Consider the following 25,620-nt stretch of genomic DNA (forward strand, 5'->3'; position numbering starts at 1 on the left):
GAATGGCCACTCGTGAAAAGAATCTCGGAGAATCATGGAAACGTTTTCACAAAATCTTGGATTCGGCGTATAGCGATCATGACATCTACTTTCGCGATGCTCCCCCTGCTTTGGGCTAAGGATGCGGTGCGCGCGCTAAACTCACCTGACAAAGCTATCGAGGTGCAGGTGAAGCTCAACCCTCTGGCCTACTCGGTGTCCATGCAGGGGCGCCCTGTGTTGCTGTCCTCAGCTCTTGGTCTCGAATTGAAAGATCAGCCTGCTATAGGGGAATGGAAACTGCTGCACGAAGAGCGTCACTCCGTCGACAGAACCTGGACGCCGGTCTGGGGGAAAGACAGCAAGATTCGCGATCGATATACCGAGACCTGCCTGCAGCTTGAGGAGAAGAAAGGCCTCCATCGTCGCATGGACCTCATCGTCCGGGCCTATCCGGACGGGATTGCCTTGCGATATGCATTGCCGAAGCAGCCAGGATTAGAACATTTTGTTGTGACGAAAGAGCTAACGTCCTTCCGTTTTCCTTCCGATGCGAACATATGGGCGGCCACTATGGAAAAGTACCATCACTCATTCGAGCATGAGTACGTCAAACAGCATCTCTCGCAGATTCCCGCAGGCGCGCACATCTATCTACCCGCGTTAGCGCAGGTCGAGTCGAAGATTTATGCCTCCGTCATGGAAGCGGATCTGACAGACTGGGCCGGCATGTACCTGACCCCGAAGGGTGCCATGAACTTATCCGCCGATCTCTCGCCTCGGCTCGATGGTGATGGGCTGGTGAAGGCGGATGCGCCGCACCAGACACCCTGGCGAGTCATCATGCTGGGACAGAAGCCCGGCGACCTGATCGAGTCCAATTTGATTGAAAACCTCAATCCGCCTTCGAAGATCACCGACACATCGTGGATCAAACCGGGAATGATGGCGTGGGATCACTGGTGGAGTGGCGGTGTCAAGATGGACAACGAGACAAACCGTCGCTACATCAGCTTCGCCTCGGAGATGGGCTTCCCTTATCAGTTGATCGACTGGCAGTGGTATGGAGAGTTCAATCGTCCGGAGGCCAACATCACCAGACCCGCACCGCAGATCGACATGCCCGGACTAATTCGCTTCGCCGCGGAGCGCCATGTACGTGAATGGATATGGATTCATTCCGGCGACGTGACGCGAGTGAAGAACGAAGGAAAGCTCGACGAAGCCTTTGCCACCTATGAGAAATGGGGGATTGCGGGCGTCAAAATTGACTTCATGGACAGCAACGATCAGGGGATCGTCAATTGGTACGAAGATATCGTCTCACTGGCCGCAAAGCATCACCTCATGGTCGACTTCCACGGAGCATTCGAACCTACGGGCCTTCGCGTTACATGGCCAAACTTGCTCACGCGCGAAGGCGTGATGGGGAACGAGTACAACAAGTTCAGCACACGCGTAACGCCGTTACACAAGCTGACACTGCCCTTTACGCGCATGTTGGCTGGACCGATGGACTATACACCTGGTGGCTTTCTGAATCGCAGCCCCTCCGAGTGGAAGCAGACGACACCAACTGAAGTGATGGGAAGTCGCGCGCAGGAACTCGCATTGTTCGTGGTTTATTGGAGTCCGCTTACCTGCGTGACCGACGATCCTGAGCACTACAAGGATCAGCCGGGGCTCGAGTTCCTGCGCGTCGTTCCAACCATATGGGACGAGACGAAGGTGTTGGATGGAGAGGTCGGAGAGCACATTATCATCGCACGACGGAGCGGGATGAAGTGGTTTATCGGCGGTATGACCGGTGACAAGTCGTACGACTATCGCCTCTCCCTCTCGTTTCTCCCAAAAGGCGAATACGTCGCTCATCTCTTCACTGATCCAAAGGACACGAGCGCCAGCTATGAAAAGATAGAGCGTTTAACGCAGCATGTCACTTCATCCAGTTCGCTGGCTCTGAACATGAGGTTGGCTGGTGGAGTCGCCATCTATCTCGAGCCAGCAAAATAGGACAGGGGCGCAAATGGCGGATCGTAGAAAATCATTTGACGCGTGTCCTGTTCTATGGAGGTTCTCGAAGAGATAGCTTGTCTCGTCTCTACGGATCGTAGCTCGCGAATCACGTGGAGACGTCTTTCCCTAGCGAGATGTGAGTAGCGACGTCACCCCAAACATGAACTTCTCTAGCAGACTGATCACATAGCTTACGCGGGATTTGCCGTATTCTTCTCATTGTTTTATTGGCGGTTCTTGCAGGTGGCGGCTGTTCAAAGCAGTTAACCAAAGCTAGAGGCTGTTAGTAACTTTAGTTCTCATGTGTAGGAAGGCAGTGATTGTGTTGTTGTCATCGCGCAGCATAGTTGGATGGGGAATAAGGGTCAGGTTGGTTATCCGAGCGATGTGAGCGATGAGGAGTGGTCGTGGCGCCCTATCTGGCGTTGTGCCGGGAGGACGCTCGGCAGCGGTCGCACCGTTTGCGGGCGGTGTTCAACGCTCTGCGCTGGCTGGTGAAGACTGGGGCGCACTGGCGGATGATGCCGAACGATCTTCCGCCGTGGCCGGTGGTGTACCAGCAGACGCGGCGCTGGATGGGTGCCGGATGCTTCGAGATCATGGTGGAGGACCTGCGCTCTCTATTGCGCGAGTTTGCCGAGCGCAAGCCGCAGCCCACGGCGATGGTGGTGGACAGCCGGACGCTGCAGTCCACGCCGGAGTCGGGGGCGCGGGCTGGATACGATGGCGCAAAGGAGCCAAGGTGCACGCTGCGGTGGACACCCTGGGCAACCTGCTCGCCTCGCATGTCACCGCCGCCAACGAGCAGGACCGCGCCCAGGTGGACAAGCTCGCCGAAGCGGTGCAGCAGATCACCGGAGACCACGTGGAACTTGCCTACGTCGACCAGGGCTACACCGGAGAAACCGCGGACAGCGCGGCCGCCCGGCACGGCATTCAACTGGAGGTGGTCAAGCACACGGAGGCCAAACGGGGCTTCGTCCTGCTGCCCCGCCGATGGGTCGTCGAGAGAAGCTTCGCCTGGGCCCCGCGATTCCGCCTCATGCTCAGCAGAATCTTCAAAATGCTCAACTGAAGTCATTAACAGCCTCTAGTGCGCGGGGCCGGATTCGTGATCGAGAATGGCATGGCGCGTGGGCTGACGCTGAAGGTGGACCTGCTCGCAGTACTTGCGAGCGCAGAGCAACCACGCGGAAGAGAAGGAAGCTCCATGCCAAATGAACCCACGTTGAATGATGATGACGGAGTGAAGATGCATAAGCCAAATGAGCAAAGAGTCGCAGACGCCGCCGCCAAGCTGCCGTCACATGAAGCAGCAGAGCTGATGCGGAAATGGCAACTCTTCCGGGCGTTGTACCCAAACGAACAGCTGGAGCGGATGTTTGCAGAGCACAAGCGCCAACGACGCGGCTAGCGTGCGCCGTGGATACAGTGACCGCGCGAGGGGGGAAGTACCCCCAAAAGGCACGGCATTCGCCTCCGTACCACGCGCACCTCATCCGCGAAAAATCGCAGGTTATAGAAATTTCCGGATTATGGCCATTTTAGGGGCGAAGGCAGCTTTGTAAGGTTAGGGATTCATTGATGCCCTTTGAGTATCTCTCCAAAGCCTCGGCCTCATAACTCAGGCGAAAGCCGGCGAAGCTGGGCCACCGGTCGACCGTGGCGTAGGATGACGATCACGTCCCCGCTCTCGGCAAGTTGGAGCGATAATTGAAATTGCCATGTTTACAGTCCTTCCTCCGGGGTCCGAGAAGTCGGAGGGAGCGTCCCCATGTCCCATCATCAGAACGAGTAAGTGGAATGTGCCGAGGGCTGAAATATGCGCTGGCTCCCCTTCCTGTGTTGCGGGTATTGTGAAACGGTATCCCGTACAAACACAGGAGACTCACTCAGACCTCCAATGGAACGGCCCTCTGCCAAGTTGGCTTCCACGCTGCCGTAGACCGGATGGGGCAATCTTCCATCGGCCAACCTGGCGATGTTTCCGGTTCGGACAATAGGGTGACGACGGGGTAGCGAACAAATGCTGCCGACCGGTGGCGATGATGTATCGTGAGCCCCCTGACAACGCCCCGCGGACAACAGTTTGAACTTGTTGGTGAGTCAGAAACTGGCGGCCCTTCTACCTCAGCAGTCTGAAGCAGTTCAGCGTGCGCGTGCGGAACATGCGCGAGGACGTGTTTGACTCGGGGCATAGGGTCGATTTCGGGGTCGGTGCGAGCTTGGTCGTCAGCCGGCCGAACAAGCTGCGCAGCGAACGACTGGGCCATTTGGTCGAACAAAACTTCTATTACGACGGCAAGACTTTGACGCTGTACAACGCCTCCCGCGAGGTCTATGCGACGGTGCCTGCGCCCGGGACGGTCGAGGAGATGCTCGACTTCGCACGCGAGTCGCTTGGGGTCGAACAACCGGTCGCCGACCTGGTCTACCGCAATGCGTTCCCATTGCTGATGCAGGATGTGACTCTTGCGATGGTGGTTGACAAGGAGGTCATCGCCGGAACCAAGTGCACTCATCTGCTCTTCAGCCGCCCGGGTGTCGACTTTCAGGTTTGGGTCGCTGACGGCGGCCCGCCATTGCCGTACAAGTACATCGTCACCGACACAAGCACCGCCGCGCTGTTAGCCATCATAGCGACCATGAGCGACTGGAATGTAGCTCCGGTCGTGACCGATTCTCAGTTCACCTTCGTGCCGCCCCGGGGGGCGAAGGCGATCTCTTTCCTGCCAGTAGGAGCAAGCAGCGCGTCTGACCGCTGACACCAATCCGGAGGAAACAGTGAAAAAGACATTCAAAATTGCAGTAGTAGCACTGCCCTTACCTTAATGCTCATTCCCGATGTTATTTATGCGCAAGCTGGTCGCGTGCACCGCGCGACACGGCGCAGGACCGCTGTGGTAGTAGGGAGCGCCACTGCCGCTGCGGGTTCGGCCCAGACGTCTCAGGCCCAACAGGAGACTGCCGCTGCCAAGCAGAAGGCTGCCGCTGCCAATGCCGCAGCCGCTGGAAAGCTGCCGCTTGGCGCCGTCGTTACCACCCTGCCCGCGGGTTGCGACTCCAAAACGGTCTGCGGCGTGCAGTATTACCAATGCGACGGTAACTACTATCGCTCGGCGTTTCAGGGGAACAATCTGGTGTATGTGACGGCGCAGCCCGAATGAAAGAGGCAGACGGCGGTCTCGAAGGCGTACTTCCAGGGCGGCACGACTTCTTTGTATGTGGCGTAGCTAACTGAACGTCGAACAGTATTCTGGCTCGGAGAGAGCTCAGCTAAAAGCATATGGCAATAGACAACTGCCTGGTATCTGCGCAGCCCTGAGTGGCGCGCGATCCGCAGGCCCCCCCACTCACCAGATCCCTCCGAACCAACCGAGAGGAGGAAAATCCAACGTGGGCCGAGCATTTTCTTTGCAACGATCAATACTTTCTGTGTTGCAACATTGGCACACGGGGCAAGCTGAATTCAGCACTGGTACAAATCACCTTGGTTTTCACTGTGTGTGATGTCTCGTCAGTCTGAAGTGGGGACACAAAGCATCAGAAAGCGGGCAGAGAATGTGGAGCAAGACGACCATATTGCAAGGGCTGGTGATTTTTCTGGTGGTAGTGGCGTACTTCGCAGTTCTTTCGCACAATCTCCATGAAAGCGAAAGACGGTCGTTGCAACTCAAGTCGGAGACCCGAGAGGCCAATCATGTGTTGGTGTCCATTCGGATCGTGAATGTAGACACGAGTGCTGGCGAAATGACGGCGCGCATACGCCTTCTGCTTGCCGGAAGCCTTGCAAAGGACGAAGTTACTCCCGCTGCCGACTTGAAGTTACTACTCAATAGCTCTCGGGGAACGCAGGAAGTCGAATTCCTCAAGGGAAGACGCTTAAGTCTTATTGAGGCTGTATTCCCACTCGATGGGAATGAGAGCAAGTATCCGTTCGACAGCTATGAGAGCAATATTTGGATGTTGATCACAACGCCTACCCACGCGCGCCAAACACAAGTCCAACCAGGCAATGATGAGCAGGAGAAGAAAGAGCAGGCGAACGCATCTGGCCAACTGGTGGTAGGCGCGGCCGCACTGCAACGGAGCGAACCGGTGCCCATCCGTCTTGAGCTTTCAGCATCCGTTCCAAGGATGAGATTCCAGGGCAAGATTGCGTCCGCCTCTCTATCGCAACCGAAAAGTACGTTTGACGGGTTGGTCTGTGATAGGCACTGTTACTCCTGCCAGTGACAATCGAGTAGTCGAGGACCTATCATGCTCGCCTCGACGCGAGTTATTGTGTCGGAAGAAGAAAATGCAAGCCCGTCCCACGTAACGAAAGAGGCCAAGATGAATACTCAGGCAATCTCACAACCGATGCTGTCTGGGATAACGTCCATGTGACTTGCGTCTTCTGCTCGCCGTTGGTGTATCGTCCGGATCGCAGCTGAGGTGCTTTAGTCACCGACCATCACGGACAGGCTAGCCGCACGGCGGGCCCAGCATGGCTCCAATGGAGAAGAGACCCATGAGCAGCATCGCAATCAGCTCGATCGTGTTCGCGTGCATATTCGGAGGTGCCTCGTTTGGCATGTCTCTTCGTCCCATGTTGCCCGAGAGTCATGTGGATGGTTCTTCAAGAGATGCAGTGAGGCTGGCAATGGGACTGGTCGTCACCATGGCTGCTTTAGTTCTCGGTTTTTTGGTTGCATCGGCGAAAAGTTCGTACGACGCGCAGATCGCCGATGTAACACAAATTTCCGCTAAGGTGATCTTGCTGGACCGCATATTGGCCCACTACGGACCTGAGGCAAAGGAAGCGCGCGAGCAGCTCCGTGGCATCGTTGTAGGCACTCTCGATCGTCTCTGGCCGCAAGAACGCTCACAAGCCTCCGAAGTGCGAACGCCGCCAGCCCTCGCGGAGCATCTCTATGACAATGTTCAAGCGCTGTCGCCGAAGGACGATACCCAGCGCTCACTGCAGACCCAGGCGTCGAGTATGGTGCTTAGCCTCGGTGAAACCCGCTGGCTAATGTTTTCACAGAATGCCAACTCGATTTCGAAACCCATGCTCGTGGTTCTGGTTTTCTGGCTCACCATAATTTCATCAGTTTTGGCCTCCACGCGCCTATCAATGCAACTGTGACCATCGCCTTGCTAGTCTGCGGATTGTCGGTTTCTGCCGCAATCTTGCTGATCCAGGATCTATACGCTCCGTACAGTGGCATGATGACGATCTCGAGCGCCCCGCTGCGGAATGCCCTTGCGCAGCTTGGTCAGTAACGTCCGTGTCTCGAGGGATCTACGCATTTCTAATCTAAACTGCCAGCCGCGTGTCCCCTAGGCCTGCGGTCGCGCTGGCCTAAGCGTGGTGCTAACACACTTCCCGGTGGCAATCGGTCGTTTTGCCCTGAACTACTGCGGTGTGGCTCACGCGCTGGTCCTTGGTGAAGACACGGTAGGGAAGTGAAATGTAGCTGATTAGTTGTTTAGTCCCGGCATTTGATGGATTGGGTCGAGTGTAAATCTGTCTGGGTCGTGAGTCCAGAGTTTGCAGATGGCTCCCTCGACCTCCGGCAGCCGACTGATGCCATGCCGTTCCAGACAACGGTGCAGCGAGGAGCGAGTCAACTGAGGAATCGTGGCTTGCAAGGCGTACAAACAGTCATCGAGCGGCAGCAGAGTGTGCTTGCGAAACGCAACGATGACGGCCTCCTGATCAATGGACAAGACGGTGGACTTGGGAACGGTTGGACCAGTTCGATGATCTGCCGTTGAGCTGCCCTTCCTCCACTTGGCTACCGTCTTCGGGTTGATGCCATGCCGCCTCGAAAGCGTCCTTAGGCTCTCTTGACTATGCTGTATCGCTCGACGGATCGCCTCTGTCGTTGTGGCGCTCCGGTGCAGTATTTGTCCCATAGTGCCTCCTTCCACTCTCTGGAAAAGTATGCACCATCAAATGCCGGGACTAAACAATTAGTCCAGGACTGCTTCACACCAGCTCCCGAAGGGACCGAACCCGAAGAAGGCCATTCTGCCAATCAGTCGGTTGTGCAGTCGATGGAGCAGGTAAAGGCACTTCGCGCACCTGCATCGGTCTCCACTGCGGCTCGCCCTTCTTCGAGCAGTCGCCGGAGTGGCGGGTGTAGACAGTCTGGGTCTTGGGTCGCAGAGAAATAGACTTCAACGGTTGCATCCCAATAGAGTAGCGCCCGCTCTTGCAATTCTCTTGCACTTTCTGAAAAGTGCCATCTAAGTTATTGATTTGGAAGTGGTGGCCAAAGACGGGATCGAACCGCCGACGCGGGCTTTTCCGGGCCGGATTCCCGAGTTGCGGCGCCTGTACATTGTCCTCTTGGCGCTTTCAAGCTTGCTGACAATTACACGTGTCTGATTTCCGAGGATCGGTTGCTCAGTGATACCGATCGCGCTAGGGCAGAGGTCGAGGGTTTGTTAAGGGTTCGATAAGCGTGTCTCAGGGTTCCCAAGGCTCCGAAATTGGCCATCCGTGCCTCCTGGTTTCAATCAGTTACCGGCGAACTCGGTTCTGTCACGGCAGATGTCAACATTCCACCTGGACGAGTAGTCGCCTTTCCACGGAAAGCCGGTTTTTCGGCCAGGTGAAGCGAACGCATTCGTAAACACTGGCCGACTTACCAGGACCAATCGGTTCTCGATGTTCAAGAGCCAGTCGTGGCCTAGCTAAGCGTAGCTATCAAGATCAAGTTCTCCCACCGAGGTCTGCACCGGATAAGTAAAGATGAGAGTGAGCCGCTTTTGCTCTTATCAGCGCAGGTCGCCACCAAAGACTGGCCTCAGAACGTACCCCGATAGGAGGGAGAGGTAACAGCACTTTACCGCCAACAATCATGGATTAGGAGCGATGAAGGTAGCAGGGTTGTTTTATAGGGTCAACGATCGAGGGTGGACGGATGATGTCCCGCCCAAGTCTGTTGATGGCTAAGATGAAAAGAAACGCGGGAGATGGTTCTGCCTGGATATTCGCGTTGTCGACTTATGTAAGACAGAAGTGTTGGCCTGGACATGTTTGAGACGTGGCAGGGCCAGTGGGATGCAGTCAAATGGCAGCAGCGTTATCGTGGACAGGGGCGTTCTTAGGCTTGCATCTGCTGTTCCTGCTTGTAGTGGTTCTGGGTTGTTATCGGCGTGAGAGAGGGCGAGGTGTGATGCGTGTTGCGGTGACAACGACAGCTCTATTGATGACTTCCATCGCGTGTCTCGCGCAGACGGTCCCGGAAGCTCCTACGACGCTTCGTGTCTCAGCGAAGGTGGTCGCGGTCTCCGCTGTTGTGAAGGCGAAGGATGGGACGGCGCTCACGAGCCTGACGAAAGATGACTTCACGCTGAAGCAGGATGGAAAGGAGCAGCCTATACGCTACTTCAGCCGAGGCGACGATTTGCCGCTGAATATTGTGCTGATGGTGGATGTAAGCCGCAGCCAGCGGACGCTGATCGGCGATGAGGCGATCGCTTCGGATGTCTTTCTTCGTACCATGATGCGGCGCCCACAGGATCAAGCTGCCTTTGTGCAGTTTGATGCGGAGGTGACAGAGCTGCAGGGTATGACAAGCGATCCGAATAGGATGCACCTGATCATCTCTGCATTGGGGATGCGCAAGGAAACAGCCGGCGCAACGTTGCTGCATGACGGTGTATTCGCGGTCACCGACAGGTTGCTTTCAAAGGTGCACGGACGTAAGGCGGTCATCCTGCTTACGGACGGGGTCGATGTGGGCAGCCGTCACTCCTTGAAAGAGGCGATTGAAGAGGCACAGCGGGAGAATGTGCAGGTATATTCCATTTTTTATAGTGCGTGGAGTGGATTCTCCGCGCCCACAGGGGTGCCGCTGCCATCCACAGATGGACGCGAGACTCTGAAGCGTTTTTCGGAGCGGACCGGTGGCCGCGCCTTTGAAGTCTCCCCGTCGCTCGGTTTACAGGCAATCTTCACTCGGATTGCAGAGGACCTGAGCACGCAGTATGAGCTCGATTACACTCCGCCACCGGACACTGTCGCAGGTCGCATGCACAAACTGGAGGTGCGTGCGAAGCATAAGGGCGCTATCGTCCAGGCGCGCGATGCGTTCTACGCGGAGCCCTAGCCACCGTTGAATGGCAGGGCGATTCCATTCTTCACAACTCCAGTTAAATGGAAGACCCGGCGATCTCTGGAACTCTCGAGGCGAATCGCGAGCGACGGCGGGTGAACTTTCTGGGCCAGCAGAGACAGGAGGCAGAACCAAACAGTATTGCCGCAAAACTCAGTCTCGCGAACCCGCTCCAGATTCAGATGACATCGGATTTCGGGGCGAAGGATGTTTTGCATGGGGCAACGACGGAGAAGCAGGCGAATCATGTTAGATTCGAGCCATTCCCACTCCTTCAGGAAACCGGCATGCGATGGCTGCGCTCGATATGCGTTGTGGAGTTTGTGGGGTCCCTTCTAATGACCGCAAGATATGGTAGCAAGGGTTCCCTACACCAGAACCAAGGTAATGTTCGTTGCGCACTCGACGGCGGGAGCAAGCCTAATCGAAGAGCATGAGAAGAAGCGCAAAGCTCAATGTGGATAAAACCGCGAAATACATCGTCGAGATGGAGCACAAGTGGGCTGAGGGTATATGTGTTGATAACGGTGTCGTCGCCGGTCTGCTTGCCGACGACTTCCAAGGCACGTCAACGAAAGGTGCGCGCTTCACGAAGGCTGATGAACTGAGGACGAGAAAGGCGCACACGCCGCTCATTATTGCGGACTTGATGAGGCTAAAGTGCGTTTCTTCGGAGACCGTCTTGCCGTTGTCTACGGCAGCGAACATGCTGTCGGCAAAGACAAGTCCCGCAAAGGTTGCCAGGTTTGGACTGACACGTGGCTGAAGGGCGGCGGTACGTGGCAGATCATCGCCTCGCACGATAATCGCGTGGAATGTAGGTAGCTAGAGAACGCCTGTTCTGCATTGGCATGGTCGGTTGGGGCTTTTACCAGTCGAGACGCGGGAAGGTTTAGACATTGATTTCGGTTAACGGGCTATGTTAACGGGCTATACGGAAGCGGTCGTCTGCGGGATGCTGGGATCATTACTTGACGCCATACACTGTTTGTCGTACAGTATGCTTCATACAGTATGGGACCGACGAGCAAAGATGGCTGGAACGGCGCTGGTGGCCAGGCGCGTAATGAACTCTTCGACTCGCTGCGGCTGGAGCTGCGCCGTGGATGCCTGGTGTTGGCTGTTCTGGCGCAGCTTCGCGCGGAACACTACGGCTACACCCTGCGCAAGGCGCTCGCCGAGTCCGGGCTGGAGATAGAAGAGAGCACCCTTTACCCCCTATTGCGCCGGTTGGAGACACAGGGACTTCTAAACAGCGAGTGGCGGGAGGAGGAGAAGCGTAACAAGCGTTTCTACCGGCTCTCCGGCGAGGGCGAACGAATCCTCGGGCTGCTGTTGGCGGAGTGGACGGGGATCAACCAATCGCTGGGCAGGATCGTAGAAGGCTTGAAGGCGAATACAGGCAAGGAGAGATAAGGCAATGGATCTTCTGGAGCGTTATCTGCAGGCAGTTGGAGAGCATCTTCCGGCGCGGGGCCGTGCCGACACACTCGCCGAGCTAAGGGCGAACCTAGGAGCTTGTTGAAATAGCTAGAGCTGACTCCTTTACTGATGAGGTTTTGGGTTGATGCAGGGGAGTTGGGTTGTTTATGACGGCTGGCTGGCGGATTCTGCGGCATGTTTTCTTGCCGGGTTGAAGACTCAACCGGCCTTCAGGCGCACTGCTGCTGTGGGTCCTGCTGAGTATGGCTTTGGATGAGCCTTGGCAGACGCAGCAGGTTATGTGCGGCGCAGCTGAAGACGAAGATCCAGTCGACCTTGGCGAGTCCTCGCACCTTCAGCTGGTCGAGCGGACCGGTCTGCTTCAACCAGCCAAATGTCTTCTCCACGAGCCAGCGGCGGCTGAGGCTGAGCGCATAGCCGGCGTGCCGGGTGGTCCTGCCATCGAGGTTCGAGCGGCGTCCCTTGTCGTTCTTCTGCACATGTGCGGTGACGTTGAGGGCGCGGGCTCCGGCGATGAAGTCCTTCGCGTCGTAGGCCTTGTCGGCACCAACCGTGATGCGCCGCGAGCTGTTCTTCTGCCGCTCGTCGAGCATCAGCAGGGCGGCGTCGCGCTCGGCATGGCCGTCGGCCTGGGTCGCCATCGCGGCGGCGATCAGGCCGTTGCGGTTCTCCACCAGCGCATGGCCCAGGTACGCGAGCTTCGACTCCTTGCCATAGCTCTTCTTGTAGAGCCGCGCCTCCGGATCGGTAGTCGATTGATGGGTCTCGTTCGACCTCTTCTGCCCACGGAAGTTAGTGCCGTCGCCATCATCGGAGCCATCCTTCGGCCGGAAGCTCTTCTGCGATGCCCAGGCCTGGATCAGCGTGCCGTCCACGGTGAAGTGCTCGTCACTCATGAAGCGCTTCGCCAGCACGTTCACCTCGGCGAAGAACCGCTGCGCCACGTCCGACGTCAGCAGCCGGTCGCGGTTCTTGGAAAACACGGCATGGTTCCACACCGCGTCGTCCATGCCCAGGCCGACGAACCAGCGGAACAGCAGGTTGTAGTTCAGCTGCTCGACTAACTGGCGCTCCGAACGCACCGAATAAAACGCCTGCAACAACAGCGCCCGCAGCACATACTCGGGCGCAATCGAAGGACGGCCTGATGCCGAATATAGCGCATCGAAATCCTCGTTCAGCGACACCAGAACTGCATCCGTCAACTTGCGAATCTCGCGCAAAGGATGATCCTGTGGAACCCGCTGCTCCAACGTCACACAACTGAACATCTCACCCTGAACCCGCTCGTCGCCACGCATACAACAGAGACGGACCAACACCCAGATCAGACGAAGCCAGAACCTATTTCAACAAGCTCCTAGAGGCCGAGCTCGACGGCCGTGAGGAAGAGCTGGGGCGTCCGCTTACCGGGGCTGAAGTGGCCCAGGTGCTAGAGGCACACGGAATGCCGGTGCTGGTGGCCGCGCGCTATGGTCCGCAGCACTTTTTGGTCGGCCCGCAGCTCTTTCCTTTTTACTCGTACACGCTGAAGCGCAGCTTCCCACTGGTCCTGGCGGCATACGTGGTCGTGCAACTGGTAGCGACGATCGTACAGTCGGGCTCGGGACAGGGACCTGGGTCAGAAGATCGGGACCGCGGCTGCCCACTTCCCTCGCGTGGCGCTGACCTTCTGGGGAGTGATGACGCTCGGCTTTGCCGTCTTCGAATATGTGCAGGGACGCTATATTCCCAAGATGACCCTGCCGAAGTGGAGCGTCCGCGACCTGCCTCCGCTGGAGCCGGGGCAGAAGAAGCACTCACTGGCCAGTGCGGTGGCGGACCTGATCGTCAGCGCGCTGATCGTGGTCTGGCTACTTGCGGTGCCCAACCATCCTTATCTCATCATCGGCCCGGGAGCGAAGATGGTGCACGGCATGCCCTTCGGGCTAACTCCGGAGTGGCACGTCTTCTACTGGCAGATCGTCGGTCTGCTGATCCTCATGCTGCCGCTCAAGGCGGCGATGGTTCTGCCTTCCCTGCGACGCGTGCGCAGCTGGTTGCAACTCGCCATAAATGCGATGGGAATCCTGGTCCTTGTCATCATGGTGCAGATACGTACGTTTTTTGTTGCCGGGACGGAGATTTCGGCGGAGAATCTACGGTCACTGGCGGGAATCAACGCAGGCATCACCTTCGGGTTCAAGATTGCGCTGGCGATCTCGGTCGTCAAGTTTCGGTGGGACCTATGGAAGGAGATCACAGCAGGCCAGCATCGCCGCGCCGGCTATACCGCGGCGTGTTGTGATGCGGCATCGAATACACTGCGGCTGATGAGAGCTCTCGGTTCTCACTCAACGTCCCACGACGATGACAGAGAAGGTTTCCGGAATTGGTGTTGGGCGCAATTGCAGCTCCTCGGATGCGGTTGTAGTGTTTGTCCCGACTTAGAGGTCAAAAGATAGACTTTGTCATTGTCGTGGCCGACGACCAGAGTCCGAGCTCCTGGTTGAGTTTTGATGGTCGAGTGCGCCAACCATGTGCTCGGGCCGCGCGGAAAAGACTCGACCCTGCGCCAGTGGGGGCTACATCTTGCATCGCGCGGAGGCAAGCAGTCACGAAATCGAGCCATCGTCGCCGTCGTTCGCAAGCTCGCTGTCCTGCTCCATCGCATCTGGGTCACCCAGGAGCCTTACATCCCGTTCTATGCAGTAGCTGCCTGAGGATCCGAAACATGTTCACAGTTGCTAACCCCGCGCTCCGATGACTGCGAGTCGACTTGGGCCTTTATAAGGCCGTCCGATAAATGGCAGCATCGACTTCTCCTTCTGACCCCAACCGACACAGAGCCACGAACGGCTCACTCAAAGTGCGAATAGAAACACGGCGGAGAACAACAACGCGGAACAACCACAACAAACAACAGCAGAGGCGAAAGCGCTATGAAACAAAAACAGAAAAACCCTTGACCAATGTGACCTGCTCACAGAAAGCCGACTTTGCGGGCGCCATGGAATTACTTCCTACAATACTTAGCAGTACCAATCTGATTCGCGGAACAAGAGCCGCACAGAATCCAACAGAAGGATTCGGATACCCGGAAGCTCAGCCTGATAACAGAGAAGCCCGCTTCGGGCACAGCGTTTCGCACAATAGTATTGTGCTAGCTTTATACCGAGAACAGCTTCAACAAAATTTGCTTATAGTAGGCGTACTCTGTCGTCGGCGGTGATCCACTTCCTCTCCCTGGGACGAATTGGATAGAAAATCCATCTGGCGGGGAGTCTCATCCGCTCAGACCGATCGGATCTTATGTGCTTCTTTCGCAAATTGCGCCTTCCGTCGCTTTGTGTTTGTGCCTTTATGGCAGGGCTTCCTGTGCTGGTCGCTCAGCAAGCCGTCTGGCAACTGGCCTGCCCGATGTTTTGTACCAGTGAGGAGTTAGTGTAGCGCGTTTATTGAAGGGCCTAGTTTTCCTGTACCAAGCCTAGAGTTAGTCGCGGCCGGTTTAGGTTGCAGCCAGATCGCGGCTAGCCGCGATCTGGCTGGCGAACTCGCTTGGTGTCCTGTCATCGAGAGATGCGTGAGGACGGCTCTCATTATATTCCCGCCTCCAGGCTTCGATGAGCTTCCTTGCCTCTTTCAGATCCAGGAAGCCGAGGCGGTGTTCTCTAGTTTGCTCTTGTATAATGGCTTACAGCAAGCAATAGCAGAGGAAGGGGAAGGGAATTCGCTGGCTGTTAACCGAAGGGTTGTAGGTTCGAGTCCTACCTCAGGAGCCAAAGAATCAATTACTTTTAGCATTTTCCTCTCTCGGCTTCGCCGAATTGCTGTGGTGCCTCTCAAGGTTCCGCCCTGCTACATCCATACTTTCAACCGGTGCCGTCCAGCCTTCGAGCACTGCAGCCGTGCGTGAGTTCACAGCTTACAGAACACTCTGCTCAATCTCTGGACGTACACGTCACCGGTTGTCGTGATGCTGGCATGCCCGATGTATGCCCTGAGTGTCTTTCAACGTTCCATGTTTCTGCATATCCGTACCCAACGTCCTTCGCATTACTTGAAAGGTGACGAGGTGGTCTGGGATTCCCAACTTACCTGTCGCGTTTTCCGTTTCGGATTGTAGCCGCCAGATGAAACCCGGACTCTACCTTAGCTTCGTGGTCACCCTCATTGGACCCCCGAGATCGATCTAGACAATCGCGTCTTACATTCCGGTTTGTTTGAATGTAAGTCAGTGAGGAGCACGAGGTGTTCCAAAAAGCTGAACTCAGGGGTAAAGCTGATTTAGAGAACTATCCCAGAGGCTCCTCAGAGACGATAGGTGTTACATCGGACTGGATGTCACAAAAAGGTGATCAGCTATTGCGAGAAGGACGCGGCGCGCCTGAGCTGTTTTCTGGGCGTTGAGAACGTGGTATCGCCTTTCATGGCAGTCTTGGTGACAGGGGCATTTGCGCCTTGCATCCAACGCTGCGCGAGTAATTCAGCTGTGAGTGGAACATCGCTGGGAATCTGAAAGGGATCTCTCTCCTTGATAGCTGATTCGCGTTGTCTCAAAGACTGTTCGTAACGAATCTGCTCTGCCGGCACAACAATCGGGCCGCTCGGAATGTTGCCGCCTAAGGCGAATGTACCTGACCTCACAGAAGGTTTCTGTGTCACGGGCTTCTTCCGAGATGGTTGAGTCGTAAGAGAACAAGCTACCGGTGTCGTCCCTGATAAAACGCTCTTTTCAATTGCTTGAGTAATGGGTTTATTTGGTGCTATTGCGTCTCGCTGGAAGCCGGAAACCGCGGTCGGAGATGCGCTGCGATCCTCTGTAGGTGCGACTGACATTCTTTCCGTATACGGCTTTCGAACTGTGGATTTGGAAGTTTTCCGGCTTGCATTGCCTCTCTTGGCAGACTTTGATTGAGCCGTTCGGTTAGGAGTTGGAGTCACCACCTTCCGTCGGGAGAGGGGTAGGTTAAGTTCGGCCAAGATGCGCCGAACCTTGAGGAGGCGCTCCACATGAGCGTCAATTAAAGAAATGATATTCGCGTTCTGCATTAGTAAGTATCAGTTTATCCCGATACGATCAAGCACCACGCTTCATTCTTGCCGCAATCAGAGCGGAATCTTCCACTTTCATCACGATGAAGGAATTCCAGTCTAAACGCCTGACGGGCCTGTCTCCATGCATTGCCGTTGGTCGCAATCTAGCGTCGCGTCGCTTGCCATGCGATTGACTGGAAAAGCAGAATTATATGTGCGTTCTCAGACGGCGAACTGCGTGGCTTCGCACCATGGCAAGCTGCTTCGAAGATAGTGCTTCGTCAAACCTCCAGACGAGCCTTTAGTGTTTCGCATTTTCATTATGAAATCCTGCCCGACTGACTGCCCGGCGGAGGTCCAATAACGCTTGGGCACCAGAACCGAAGGCACGCTTTAGACCGGGTACATCAGAAGCCTCCGGGTGTTTTCCGGCGATGAACTTGTCGAGGTTCGCTAAGCTCAAGCCTAGTTCGATAATTTCGATCCCGAATTATGAACCCGGTAAAAGGGTGGCTCTTGAATTAGTCTGAATGTCGTACCACAGTGACATTCGATTGACAATTGTTTTGTTCATTCCCTGTATAGTCAATTCTGTCCTCTACGAAATTACTGTTACGTTTGTGATTCCTCCCATCCTCCGCGGACCCCTTGCATGTCTGTGTTACGAGAACCCACTTCCTTTAAGTGAAGAAGTCATAGCCACGCGTCATAAGCGTGGAAGGAGAGTGGGCTGTTCTAACGGTCGCACGACCATGGTCTTACGCTTTGATTATGTTTTTCATGAAAGGAAACACTTTCTTGAGGTCTCAGCTCGGCAACTTCAAGTTTTCTCTTGCTCTACTCTGCGTGCTTTCTGCATCCTCACTCGCGCAAGACGTTACGATGTGGAAGGTAGATCCGCAACATACCGGCCTAAATCCCTTGAGACGATTCTGACTCCCGCTCTCGTCGCAGATTCGACAAAGTTCGCACCTCTGTTCTTCCAGAAGTTGGATGGCCAGGTATACGGTGCACCCCTCTTTATGAGCGCCGCTACGCTCAATAATCTGCCTGGAAGCTTTCCGGATGGCAAGTCGCACAATGTTGTCTATGTGGTTACGCAGCATGACAGCGTGTACGCCTTCGATGGCGACGCTAATCCTCTTGGAGCGAACACTTCCGGGAACGATTCCGCGCCGTTGTGGCACACCAGTTTTTTGAAGCCAGATCCGGAGTTAGGTACACCGACGACGGTGCCGTCTTCAGATGCCGCAGGAAGCGATATCAGCCCAGAGTTTGGAATCAGTACGACTCCGGTGATCGATCCGGTATCCGGAACACTGTATGTGGTCTCGCTGGTCAAGTTTCCGGGGCAACCTTTAAGCAATCTCTATCGGCAGGAACTTCACGCGCTTGACCTGAAGACCGGTTTGGATAAGGTCCCCCCGTTCATTCTCGACTCGAATCTGACGTTTGAGGGCTTTGCTGTCTCGGATTCGAGTTCGAGCGATCATGACCCGGTAACGGCTCCTACCGGTCAGATCCCGTTTGCGCCTTTGCATGAGCACCTGCGAAGCGCCATGACCTTTGACCCGAAGAACAACATCGTTTATCTGGCCTATGCCTCGCACAGCGACGAGATGCGTTATTACGGCCTGGTGCTTGGCTTCGATGGTTCCACACTCAGGCTCACGCGTAGCTTTGTGACGACCCCAAATGGTGCGACACCGCTCGACGGATCGACACACGGAGGCGCCAACAGGGGCGGCGGCAAGGGTGGTATCTGGCAGGGCGGAGCCTCGGTGGCCCTGGACGAAAACCAGAACATCATCTTTGTGACGGGCAATGGTGTCTTTGACCAGGATCCCAACACTGGGTCGATGGATTGGGGCGAGACTGCACTCAAGTTGCCAGCAGCAATGGATGGTCAACAGCAGTTCCATTTAACGATGCAGGATACGAACTCCTACTTTACTCCGTCCAACTGGGCATCGCTAAACTCGGGCGGCGGTTCAATTCCCGGCGATTCGGACCTTGGCGCTGGTGGCGCTCTGCTCCTGCCTCAGCAGCAGGGCGAGCATCCGCACATGATGATGTTTGGCGGCAAGGCGGGTGTCTGGTACCTGGTGGACCGTGATGTTCTTGGTGGTCTGCAAGCGAATGACCCACAGGTCATCCAAGAAATTTCGGAGCCGCGCGCTCCACAACTCACCGTTACGCCAAGCTACTTCAATGGCGCGGTGTACTACGCCTCCAGCGGAAGCCCGATGGAGCGACGCAAGCTGGTCTTTGATGCGGTAGATAATGTGATGAAGCTGGAGACGACGCCCACCGTCGGAACTGGTGGCAACATCAATGCCAAAGGAGCTTCACCGTTCGTTACGGCGAACGGCAATGCTGGCGGTATCGCATGGGCCATTGATGGGAATTTGAAGGCCTACGATGCAAGCACCATGCAATTGCTCACCACAGGCTTCAATGGAGACATCGCGGCTCCAGATGGTTCCGGGCGATGCCAGACAACGAAGTTTGACACCCTGACAGTTGCGAATGGACATGCGTACTACACCTGCTACTCGGGTGTGAGCCAGGGTTTCCTCGTGGTCGCAGGTTTGAAGAGCACGGCAGCGGCACCACCCGCCGCGCCGACCGGGCTCTCAGCGGACGTCGCATCTTCTACAGCGATCAACCTGAACTGGACGAACAATGCGTCCACCGATCCATCACTGGCCGGTTTCCATGTGTTCCGCGCAATCAATGCCAGTGGGCCATTTACAGCATTGAGCGTGACTGCGCAGGGCACGGCGTTCACAGACTCAATCCTCTCGCCCAACACGCAGTACTTCTACCGAGTCACGGCGTTCAACGGTGCGGGCGATTCCGCTCCGAGTAACACTGTTTCATCTACTACCTTCCCAACCTATACAGAGGGTGGGCTCGTTGGCTATTGGCCCATGGAAGATGCCACGGGAAGTGTTGTGACCGACGCCAGCGGCAATGGACACAACGGCTCGTTGGCACAGGGTGGTGAGGCGTTGTATACGACGTCTGGTTACATCAATGGTGGCTGGAACTTCCACGGTACCAAAATTCCGGACAGCATCACCGTTCAGGACAGCCTGGATCTGGACTTCACCGAAGCACAAAGCTTCACGCTTGCCACCTGGGTAAAGGTAGACGCGCTGACCGGCATTGAACAGCCGATCATTCTCAAGTCGGCGAATGACGGTAACGTATACGGCTTGCTGGTCAATGGCAACAACCAGTTCGCCATGCGTGGGCCTGCAAGCGATGTCGCTGGTCCTGCCGTGACTCAGGCAACATGGGCTCACGTAGCCATGGTGCAGGATGGAACGGCCGGGACCCGCATATTGTATGTCAACGGCAAAGTTGTGGCGCAGGGGCCGGCACAACCGGCGAATGGTACCGGCACGCTGGAGTGGGGCGAAGAAGATCTGCCCGCAGGAAGCAACCAGGTCCAATTTGGTTTCCAGGGTGTGATCGACGAAACAAGGTTGTACAGCCGGGCCCTCTCCGCGTCAGAGATCGCAAACCTGCTTCCGGTGACGATGCTCGATGCCAGCTCCGTTCTGTCACCGAATACTCCCGATCAGCTCGGCACGACCCTGTTCCCAAGCAAGGCTCCTGTTACCGAGGCTCGTGTCAGTAACACAGCGGGAACCTACACAGTGGTTGCGCACTTCGCCAAGCCAGTAACCGGCATCTCCGCCTCGCTCACTCAGCAGAGTGGCGCGCAGGCACAGGGCACTGTAGGTGCACTCACCTATGACTCCACCCAGACAGCCGTTCTGATCCCGTTGACCAACCTTGCCAATGGTCAGCTATTAAATCTGCACATGGCGGGAATCCTGGCGGCTGATCAGTCCTCTGTTGTTCCGGGAACTGCGGACATAGCATTCCGGGTGCTTGAGGGGGACGTGAATGGTGACGGCGTGGTCGATAACAATGACCTCACCGTGGAGAGCAACAGCATCACGAACGCTTCGGTCCTGCCGAGCAATGCAGCATTCGATATCAATGGTGATGGCCAGCTGACAATGCTGACGTAGCCCTGCTTTCGAGCCAAACGCCGGGTGGACAAACTCCACCTGCCGCTCCTGCCAACCTCACGGCGACCGTCGGTACGTCCAGCATCGTATTGAGCTGGAGCCCAAGCACCAACGCCGTCTCGTACGCACTCTTCCGCGGTTCCGCCGCGGGCAATGAGACTGAACTGGTGGAGAACCTGACTGGCACGCAATTCACAGACAACAATGTAATCCCAGCCACGACCTACTTCTACAAGGTGGAAGCCGTTAACGGTGCTGGAGCATCGTCCTTCTCCAATGAGACACAGGCGGCCATGCCGGGCAACAGCCAGCCGAGCGGCAACTCAGTCGTGCAGATTGACTCCGGCAGCACTACGACAGTTGGTTCGTTCGTAGCAGACGAGTACGCCGACGGAGGTAGCGTGACACCGAACGTTGGAGTGCCAATCGACACCACAAAGGCGCAGAACCCTGCACCAATGGAGGTCTACCAGACGAACCGGTACGGCAACTTTACCTACACGATCCCGAACCTTTCCTCGGGTACACCTTACATACTGCGGCTCCACTTTGCGGAAACCTATTGGGGGCAGTCGGGGTCACGTCTGTTCAACATCCTGGTGAACGGGCAGACTGTCCAGTCAAACCTCGACATCTTCGCTGCATCAGGTGGCAAAGACGCCGCGATCTCCATTGATTATCCCGTAACGGCCCAGAATGGTCAGCTCGCCATTAGCTTCCAAACCGTTCGCGACAATGCGCTAGTGAGTGGCGTGGAACTTCTGAACACTGCGACGCCAGCTCCCATGACTTCGGTCTATCAAGTGGATGCGGGCAGCTCAGTCCCAGTCAGCACGTTCTCTGCCGACAGCTTCGTCTCGGGCGGAACGACCTCCCAAACCAACGGCACGATCACCACAACAGGCGTGAAGAACGCAGCTCCGGCTGCTGTCTACCAAACCAATCGCTTTGGTAACTCAACCTACACGTTCCCTGGGCTGAAAACCGGCAGCCAGTACACAATTCGCTCGCACTTTGCGGAGACTTACTGGGGTGCAGCAGGCTCACGCCTTTTCAACATCCTGATCAATGGTCAGGTGGCGCAGCCGAATTACGATATCTTCGCCGCAGCTGGTGGCAAGGACATCGCAACTACCCTGGACCTGCCCGCGACTGCCCAGAACGGCCAGATCACGGTGCAGTATCAGACAGTGAAGGACAATGCATTGGTGAGCGGTATTGAGGTTATCGGTGACGGAAGCATGATGTCGGCACCGAACCCACCAGCATCCCTACACGCTGCAGCAGGTGTTGGCCAGGTATCGCTTACCTGGGCGCCATCGTCAACCGGAACCTACAGCGTCTTCCGCGGCAATGTAGCGGGAGCAGAGGAGGCGCCGCCGATCGCGATTGGGCTGACTGGAACATCCTTCATCGACAAGAACCTTCCGAATGGAGGGGCGGTCTTTTATACGGTCAAGACTGTCAGCTCCACGGGAACCTCGGCTGCTTCGAATGAAGCAAGTGCAATTCCCGGTGCAGCAGTGACTGGCGCACCCGTCTACCAGATCGCGGCTGGAAGCAGCTCTGCAGCCGCGCCGTTCCAGGCGGATGCCTTCTTCGCGGGAGGCAACGCTTCCGGCGGCGCGGTACGGCAGACCTGTCTGCAGCGATCAGCCCGGCTCCGGCAGCGGTCTACCAGCAAGAGCGGTCCGGCGGCACCATCACCTATACGCTTCCGAACCTTGCGGTTGGGACCAGCTACACGCTGCGCCTCCACTTCAACGAGTTCTACTGGAAATTGGCTGGTCAGCGCGTCTTCAACGTAACGGTAAATGGGACCGTTGTTTTGCCGAACTTCGACATCATCGCAGCAGCCGGTGCTCCGGAAACTGCGATCGTGGAGCAGTTCACAGTCCGCCCGATCAGAACGGCAACATCGCGGTTACGTTCTCGGGTGCAACGGCTGACCAACCGAAGATCACTGCGCTGGAACTCTACCGCTAACCTCTAGGTGTTAGGTCTCCATCCGCTGGTCTAAGCGCCCCGCCTTTTGGCGGTGAGCTTTCAGCATCTTTGCTTGATACTTGGAGGATGGTGGAGTATCGCAAGAATGCGCATTCTGTGTGGGACGTGAAGTAGCACGTGATCCGGGTGACGAAGTACCGTTACAAGGTGCTGCGCGGAGAGGTTGCGGTGCGGAGGCGGGAATTGCTGCGACAGATATGCCAAGGTCGGGAGGTGGTGATCGTGCAAGGCTCGGTGTCCCCGGACCACATCCACATGCTGATGAGTGTGCCTCCGCAGTTGGCTCCGGCGAAGCTGGTGCAATATCTGAAGGGTGTCCAAGCCGGATGTTCCAAGACGAGTTTCCGCAGTTCAAGAAGCGGTACTGGGGCCAGCATCTGTGGGCGCGGGGGTACTTCTGCGCGAGCGTGCGTGCGGTGGACGAGGACACCATCCGACGGTACATCGAAAACCAGCAGTGGGACGATCCGGGAGAGAACTTCAAGATCACCGCGCCCACCGAGCCTTAAGCCGGCTCTTAGCCGGGCACCTTACAGGCGGCTTCAGCCGCAATCCAACCTACCGGCTTTCAGCCGGTAGTCGTTTAGTATTCATTTTCCCACTCTGGCTCGGAACCCTCCCAGCCATTTTAAAAGCTTCCTTGAACGCGTATTACAACCGGATCTCGTTGGACCATCAAAGCTGGGTAAGTTTGTCAAACTTCTAAAAGGGAAGTCGGCTGGCGTGATCATTTCGATGGGATGCCAGGCTTTGGAGCACACGCGTTGAAGATGGTGAGGCGAGATATTCTACGATTCATCTTGCTCTAATGGAAAAGTAAACTTCGCAACTTTTGTTATCGGAACGATGAGATTAATACCTGGTGCCCCAGATAGCCATTCCGGTTGCGGTTTGCACGAGTGCCTCGAAAGTACGGCGTTTTATCACCTTTGCGGTGCTGACGGGGACGAAGACGATGTCGTCCGGTTGAAGCTCAAGATCGGGGGACTTTGCCGCAAGGATTGCATCGAGAGGAATCGGGACCTGTTGTGGTGTACTACTGGTGGCTTTGTGGATCAATGTCGCCGACTTCAGCGATGCGGTAGGATTCGTCCCGTGCGCCACCGCAATGGCCTGAAGAACAGTCAAGCGTGGATTATCCAGAATTATCCCGGTTGGCTCCTTTACATCTCCAACGACGTACACCATGCCGGCTTTCGAAACCACAACCGTGTCGCCCGGCTGCACTGCCATATTCGTCATTGTTTGTTCATTGTCCCGCGATAGTGGCACGGTTTCGGGATTATCCATCGCATCGCGATGGGTAATCGTCACGCTCTTTCCGGCTTTTGGTGTGACGCCGCCGGCGGCGGAGATCGCGTCGAGGAGGGTCCGCTGCCCTGGAAGCGGATAGATGCCTGGCTTTTGCACCTCACCCAGAACGGAGATACCAGCCGTGGCATACTCCTTCACGAAAATCGAGACCTGAGGGTCATTGAAGAAGCCTTTCTCCTGCAGGCGTTGCGCAACAACATTTTCTGCCAGTAGGGTGGAGAGCCCTGCGACTTTTACGTTACCCAGCATTGGCAAGGAGGCTTCACCCGCTGAACTGACCCGCACATCATAGTGATACTCAGGAGCTCCGGCAACGCTCACCGCAAGTAAGTCTCCGCTTGCCAGGATGACATCGGGCGAGCCGGAATGTGACGCATCGGAAACTTGAGACGAGGAGGCAGAGTTCGGTTGGACTGGCGTTACCTGTTCCTGCCCTGGAATGTTTGAAATAGGCAGGAGTAAAAGGGCATTCAAAATTGAGATTGCTCGGGTCATATGCATATGTGTTCCTCGGCGTATCTTTGAACACCCCGCTGCGTTCGGCGTCGGCAATTCAAGATGGTCCCCGCGGTCTCGCATGGCTCGGCCTAATCGCACGGTTTGCTTGATTAGGTAGATGGAGAATGCGCATTGCTCATAACAGCCGACAGCGTTCCAGCGCCATAGAAGACATGGAGAAGAAGAAACGTGATCGGCATAAGCAGGGCTCCTATAGATCTTTCTCTAAATGCGATGTGGCATGACACTCCGATGCTTATAACTCCATAAATCGCACCCAGCAGAAGGATAGGGGCCAGCACCCATGACTGGGTGTGCGCCATGATCGAGTAGAAGAGCATCAAAAGACTAAGAAGCAGGACCACGACAAACGCTCCCGGTACAAAGTGCCGTAACGACATGGATGCAGGATTCATCTTGAAACTAATAATGTTCCAAAAACCATTCTTAAATGCGTAGCTTGCAAGGGACGCCAGGTCGGGGCTCACAAAATATTCACAAGAGGTTTTGTCGGTTATATAGAGTTTGTGACCGCGCGCGCGAAGTCTCTGGCTGAGATCGTTGTCTTGATTGCGATGTAATTGCGTATTATAGACGCCAACCTCCAGCAAGGTGCTCTTCAAAAATATCGGATAGGGAATGGTATCCGCGAAACCAGCACCTCGCGTTCGCATCGATCGGGCAGAAGTACCAAATGGGTGGGCTAGCGTCCAGGCAACTAGGCGCGCCTGAAGTCCATCCCCTCCAGGCCGGGTAATTAGCCGGCCACTACAGCCGGCCGCTCCGTGGAGCTTTAGCTCCTCAAGGCACGTAACGATGTAGTCCTGTGCATACACAGTATGAGCTCCGAGGATGCAAATATATTCTCCGCGGGCCCTTTGAATACCGAGATTAAATGCATAGGGCGTTTTACTTTGCTTGTTAATTGCGAGCTTCACGCGAGAATCACTGCTGGCAATTTGTTTTACGATTTCCTCCGTTCCGTCAGAGGAATTACCGTCTACGACGATAATTTCTATTTCCCATCCAGATGTTTCCTGCTGTTGCAGAGACCTTATTGCGGTCTCAATGTGGCGTTCTTCATTGCGGACGGCCATGATCGCGGAAACAAGAGGTTGATTTCTCTCGCTTGCTTTGACAGTTTGAGGTTCATAAATCATGTTCATTTTATCGCTTGGGTCCGT

At 55.9% G+C, this 25,620-nt stretch carries 19 protein-coding genes and 3 pseudogenes; 16 read left to right on the forward strand and 6 right to left on the reverse strand.

All coding sequences use genetic code 11. The features are described 5' to 3' along the window. Positions 1-78: 78 nt before the first annotated feature. The 7 genes and pseudogenes from BDD14_RS00905 (at position 79) to BDD14_RS00935 (ending at position 7,126) form a co-directional block, all read left to right on the forward strand. Positions 79-1,992: a glycoside hydrolase family 97 protein gene (locus BDD14_RS00905; protein WP_165419848.1), complete on the forward strand. Its 1,914-nt coding sequence runs from the start codon at positions 79-81 to the stop codon at positions 1,990-1,992. Between the two features lie 354 nt (positions 1,993-2,346). After that, positions 2,347-3,043, forward strand: a pseudogene (locus BDD14_RS00910) (IS5 family transposase); the annotation flags it as partial. A gap of 78 nt (positions 3,044-3,121) precedes the next feature. After that, entirely contained in the window at positions 3,122-3,409 is a 288-nt protein-coding gene (locus tag BDD14_RS00915; protein ID WP_130417177.1) for a hypothetical protein, read from the forward strand. 724 nt (positions 3,410-4,133) lie between these two features. After that, positions 4,134-4,760 carry a DUF2092 domain-containing protein gene (locus BDD14_RS00920; protein WP_278045514.1) on the forward strand — a complete coding sequence of 209 codons (627 nt, stop codon included), beginning with the start codon at positions 4,134-4,136 and terminating at the stop codon, positions 4,758-4,760. A gap of 135 nt (positions 4,761-4,895) precedes the next feature. After that, positions 4,896-5,162, forward strand: a complete 267-nt coding sequence (locus tag BDD14_RS00925) for a DUF6515 family protein (RefSeq protein WP_165419849.1) — start codon at positions 4,896-4,898, stop codon at positions 5,160-5,162. A gap of 394 nt (positions 5,163-5,556) precedes the next feature. Next, a complete protein-coding gene (locus BDD14_RS00930; RefSeq protein ID WP_130417180.1) occupies positions 5,557-6,231 on the forward strand; it encodes a DUF4436 family protein in 675 nt (224 codons plus the stop codon). Between the two features lie 340 nt (positions 6,232-6,571). Next, on the forward strand, positions 6,572-7,126 hold the full coding sequence (locus tag BDD14_RS00935) for a bestrophin-like domain (RefSeq protein WP_242617646.1): 555 nt from the start codon (positions 6,572-6,574) through the stop codon (positions 7,124-7,126). Positions 7,127-7,542: 416 nt separating this feature from the next. On the opposite strand, the pseudogene BDD14_RS00940 reads toward BDD14_RS00935, so the two are convergent. Then, positions 7,543-7,899: pseudogene (locus BDD14_RS00940) on the reverse strand (transposase family protein); the annotation flags it as partial. Positions 7,900-7,972: 73 nt separating this feature from the next. Then, on the reverse strand, positions 7,973-8,167 hold the full coding sequence (locus tag BDD14_RS00945) for a hypothetical protein (RefSeq protein ID WP_130417181.1): 195 nt from the start codon (positions 8,165-8,167) through the stop codon (positions 7,973-7,975). An 895-nt stretch (positions 8,168-9,062) separates the two neighbouring features. On the opposite strand from BDD14_RS00945, the gene BDD14_RS00950 reads away from it, so the two are divergent. The 3 genes from BDD14_RS00950 (at position 9,063) to BDD14_RS00960 (ending at position 11,525) form a co-directional block, all read left to right on the forward strand. Then, on the forward strand, positions 9,063-10,103 hold the full coding sequence (locus BDD14_RS00950; RefSeq protein ID WP_130417182.1) for a VWA domain-containing protein: 1,041 nt from the start codon (positions 9,063-9,065) through the stop codon (positions 10,101-10,103). 439 nt (positions 10,104-10,542) lie between these two features. Continuing rightward, complete coding sequence (locus BDD14_RS00955) at positions 10,543-10,875, forward strand: hypothetical protein (RefSeq protein ID WP_242617647.1); 333 nt, start codon at positions 10,543-10,545, stop codon at positions 10,873-10,875. Between the two features lie 248 nt (positions 10,876-11,123). Further along, positions 11,124-11,525: a PadR family transcriptional regulator gene (locus BDD14_RS00960; RefSeq protein ID WP_130417183.1), complete on the forward strand. Its 402-nt coding sequence runs from the start codon at positions 11,124-11,126 to the stop codon at positions 11,523-11,525. A 236-nt stretch (positions 11,526-11,761) separates the two neighbouring features. On the opposite strand, the gene BDD14_RS00965 is transcribed toward BDD14_RS00960, so the two are convergent. Further along, positions 11,762-12,853: an IS5 family transposase gene (locus BDD14_RS00965; RefSeq protein WP_130417184.1), complete on the reverse strand. Its 1,092-nt coding sequence runs from the start codon at positions 12,851-12,853 to the stop codon at positions 11,762-11,764. A gap of 357 nt (positions 12,854-13,210) precedes the next feature. On the opposite strand from BDD14_RS00965, the gene BDD14_RS00970 reads away from it, so the two are divergent. Both BDD14_RS00970 and BDD14_RS00975 read left to right on the forward strand, forming a co-directional pair. Beyond that, the gene (locus tag BDD14_RS00970) at positions 13,211-13,996 is read left to right on the forward strand and encodes a hypothetical protein (protein WP_165419850.1); all 786 of its coding nucleotides are present in this window, start codon (positions 13,211-13,213) and stop codon (positions 13,994-13,996) included. Between the two features lie 54 nt (positions 13,997-14,050). Continuing rightward, positions 14,051-14,254 carry a hypothetical protein gene (locus BDD14_RS00975; RefSeq protein WP_130417186.1) on the forward strand — a complete coding sequence of 68 codons (204 nt, stop codon included), beginning with the start codon at positions 14,051-14,053 and terminating at the stop codon, positions 14,252-14,254. Between the two features lie 785 nt (positions 14,255-15,039). Here BDD14_RS00975 and BDD14_RS34150 read toward each other — a convergent pair. Beyond that, a complete protein-coding gene (locus BDD14_RS34150; RefSeq protein WP_130422550.1) occupies positions 15,040-15,222 on the reverse strand; it encodes an integrase core domain-containing protein in 183 nt (60 codons plus the stop codon). Between the two features lie 2,230 nt (positions 15,223-17,452). On the opposite strand from BDD14_RS34150, the gene BDD14_RS00985 reads away from it, so the two are divergent. From BDD14_RS00985 to tnpA, 4 genes and pseudogenes are all read left to right on the forward strand, one after another. Then, a complete protein-coding gene (locus BDD14_RS00985) occupies positions 17,453-20,617 on the forward strand; it encodes a LamG-like jellyroll fold domain-containing protein (RefSeq protein WP_165419851.1) in 3,165 nt (1,054 codons plus the stop codon). Positions 20,618-20,619: 2 nt separating this feature from the next. Continuing rightward, on the forward strand, positions 20,620-22,425 hold the full coding sequence (locus BDD14_RS00990) for a malectin domain-containing carbohydrate-binding protein (RefSeq protein WP_278045515.1): 1,806 nt from the start codon (positions 20,620-20,622) through the stop codon (positions 22,423-22,425). After that, a complete protein-coding gene (locus BDD14_RS34155; protein ID WP_423201776.1) occupies positions 22,320-22,610 on the forward strand; it encodes a malectin domain-containing carbohydrate-binding protein in 291 nt (96 codons plus the stop codon). The genes BDD14_RS00990 and BDD14_RS34155 overlap by 106 nt, the downstream gene beginning before the upstream one ends. A gap of 131 nt (positions 22,611-22,741) precedes the next feature. Further along, positions 22,742-23,133: pseudogene (tnpA, locus tag BDD14_RS01000) on the forward strand (IS200/IS605 family transposase). A gap of 343 nt (positions 23,134-23,476) precedes the next feature. On the opposite strand, the gene BDD14_RS01010 reads toward tnpA, so the two are convergent. Then, the gene (locus BDD14_RS01010) at positions 23,477-24,433 is read right to left on the reverse strand and encodes a polysaccharide biosynthesis/export family protein (protein ID WP_207231655.1); all 957 of its coding nucleotides are present in this window, start codon (positions 24,431-24,433) and stop codon (positions 23,477-23,479) included. A 113-nt stretch (positions 24,434-24,546) separates the two neighbouring features. Continuing rightward, entirely contained in the window at positions 24,547-25,602 is a 1,056-nt protein-coding gene (locus BDD14_RS01015; protein ID WP_130417190.1) for a glycosyltransferase family 2 protein, read from the reverse strand. Positions 25,603-25,620 lie beyond the last annotated feature (18 nt).

The organism is Edaphobacter modestus, from assembly GCF_004217555.1.
GTDB lineage: Bacteria > Acidobacteriota > Terriglobia > Terriglobales > Acidobacteriaceae > Edaphobacter > Edaphobacter modestus.

Bases quoted from the DNA above. Each gene is read 5' to 3' on its own strand.
- BDD14_RS00955 (WP_242617647.1), top strand. From the start codon at position 10,543: ATGAGAAGAAGCGCAAAGCTCAATGTGGATAAAACCGCGAAATACATC.
- BDD14_RS00915 (WP_130417177.1), top strand. From the start codon at position 3,122: ATGGCGCGTGGGCTGACGCTGAAGGTGGACCTGCTCGCAGTACTTGCG.
- BDD14_RS00905 (WP_165419848.1), top strand. From the start codon at position 79: ATGACATCTACTTTCGCGATGCTCCCCCTGCTTTGGGCTAAGGATGCG.
- BDD14_RS00975 (WP_130417186.1), top strand. From the start codon at position 14,051: ATGGTCGAGTGCGCCAACCATGTGCTCGGGCCGCGCGGAAAAGACTCG.
- BDD14_RS00960 (WP_130417183.1), top strand. From the start codon at position 11,124: ATGGGACCGACGAGCAAAGATGGCTGGAACGGCGCTGGTGGCCAGGCG.
- BDD14_RS01010 (WP_207231655.1), bottom strand. From the start codon at position 24,433: ATGACCCGAGCAATCTCAATTTTGAATGCCCTTTTACTCCTGCCTATT.
- BDD14_RS00965 (WP_130417184.1), bottom strand. From the start codon at position 12,853: ATGCGTGGCGACGAGCGGGTTCAGGGTGAGATGTTCAGTTGTGTGACG.
- BDD14_RS00935 (WP_242617646.1), top strand. From the start codon at position 6,572: ATGTCTCTTCGTCCCATGTTGCCCGAGAGTCATGTGGATGGTTCTTCA.
- BDD14_RS00950 (WP_130417182.1), top strand. From the start codon at position 9,063: ATGGCAGCAGCGTTATCGTGGACAGGGGCGTTCTTAGGCTTGCATCTG.
- BDD14_RS00930 (WP_130417180.1), top strand. From the start codon at position 5,557: ATGTGGAGCAAGACGACCATATTGCAAGGGCTGGTGATTTTTCTGGTG.
- BDD14_RS01015 (WP_130417190.1), bottom strand. From the start codon at position 25,602: ATGAACATGATTTATGAACCTCAAACTGTCAAAGCAAGCGAGAGAAAT.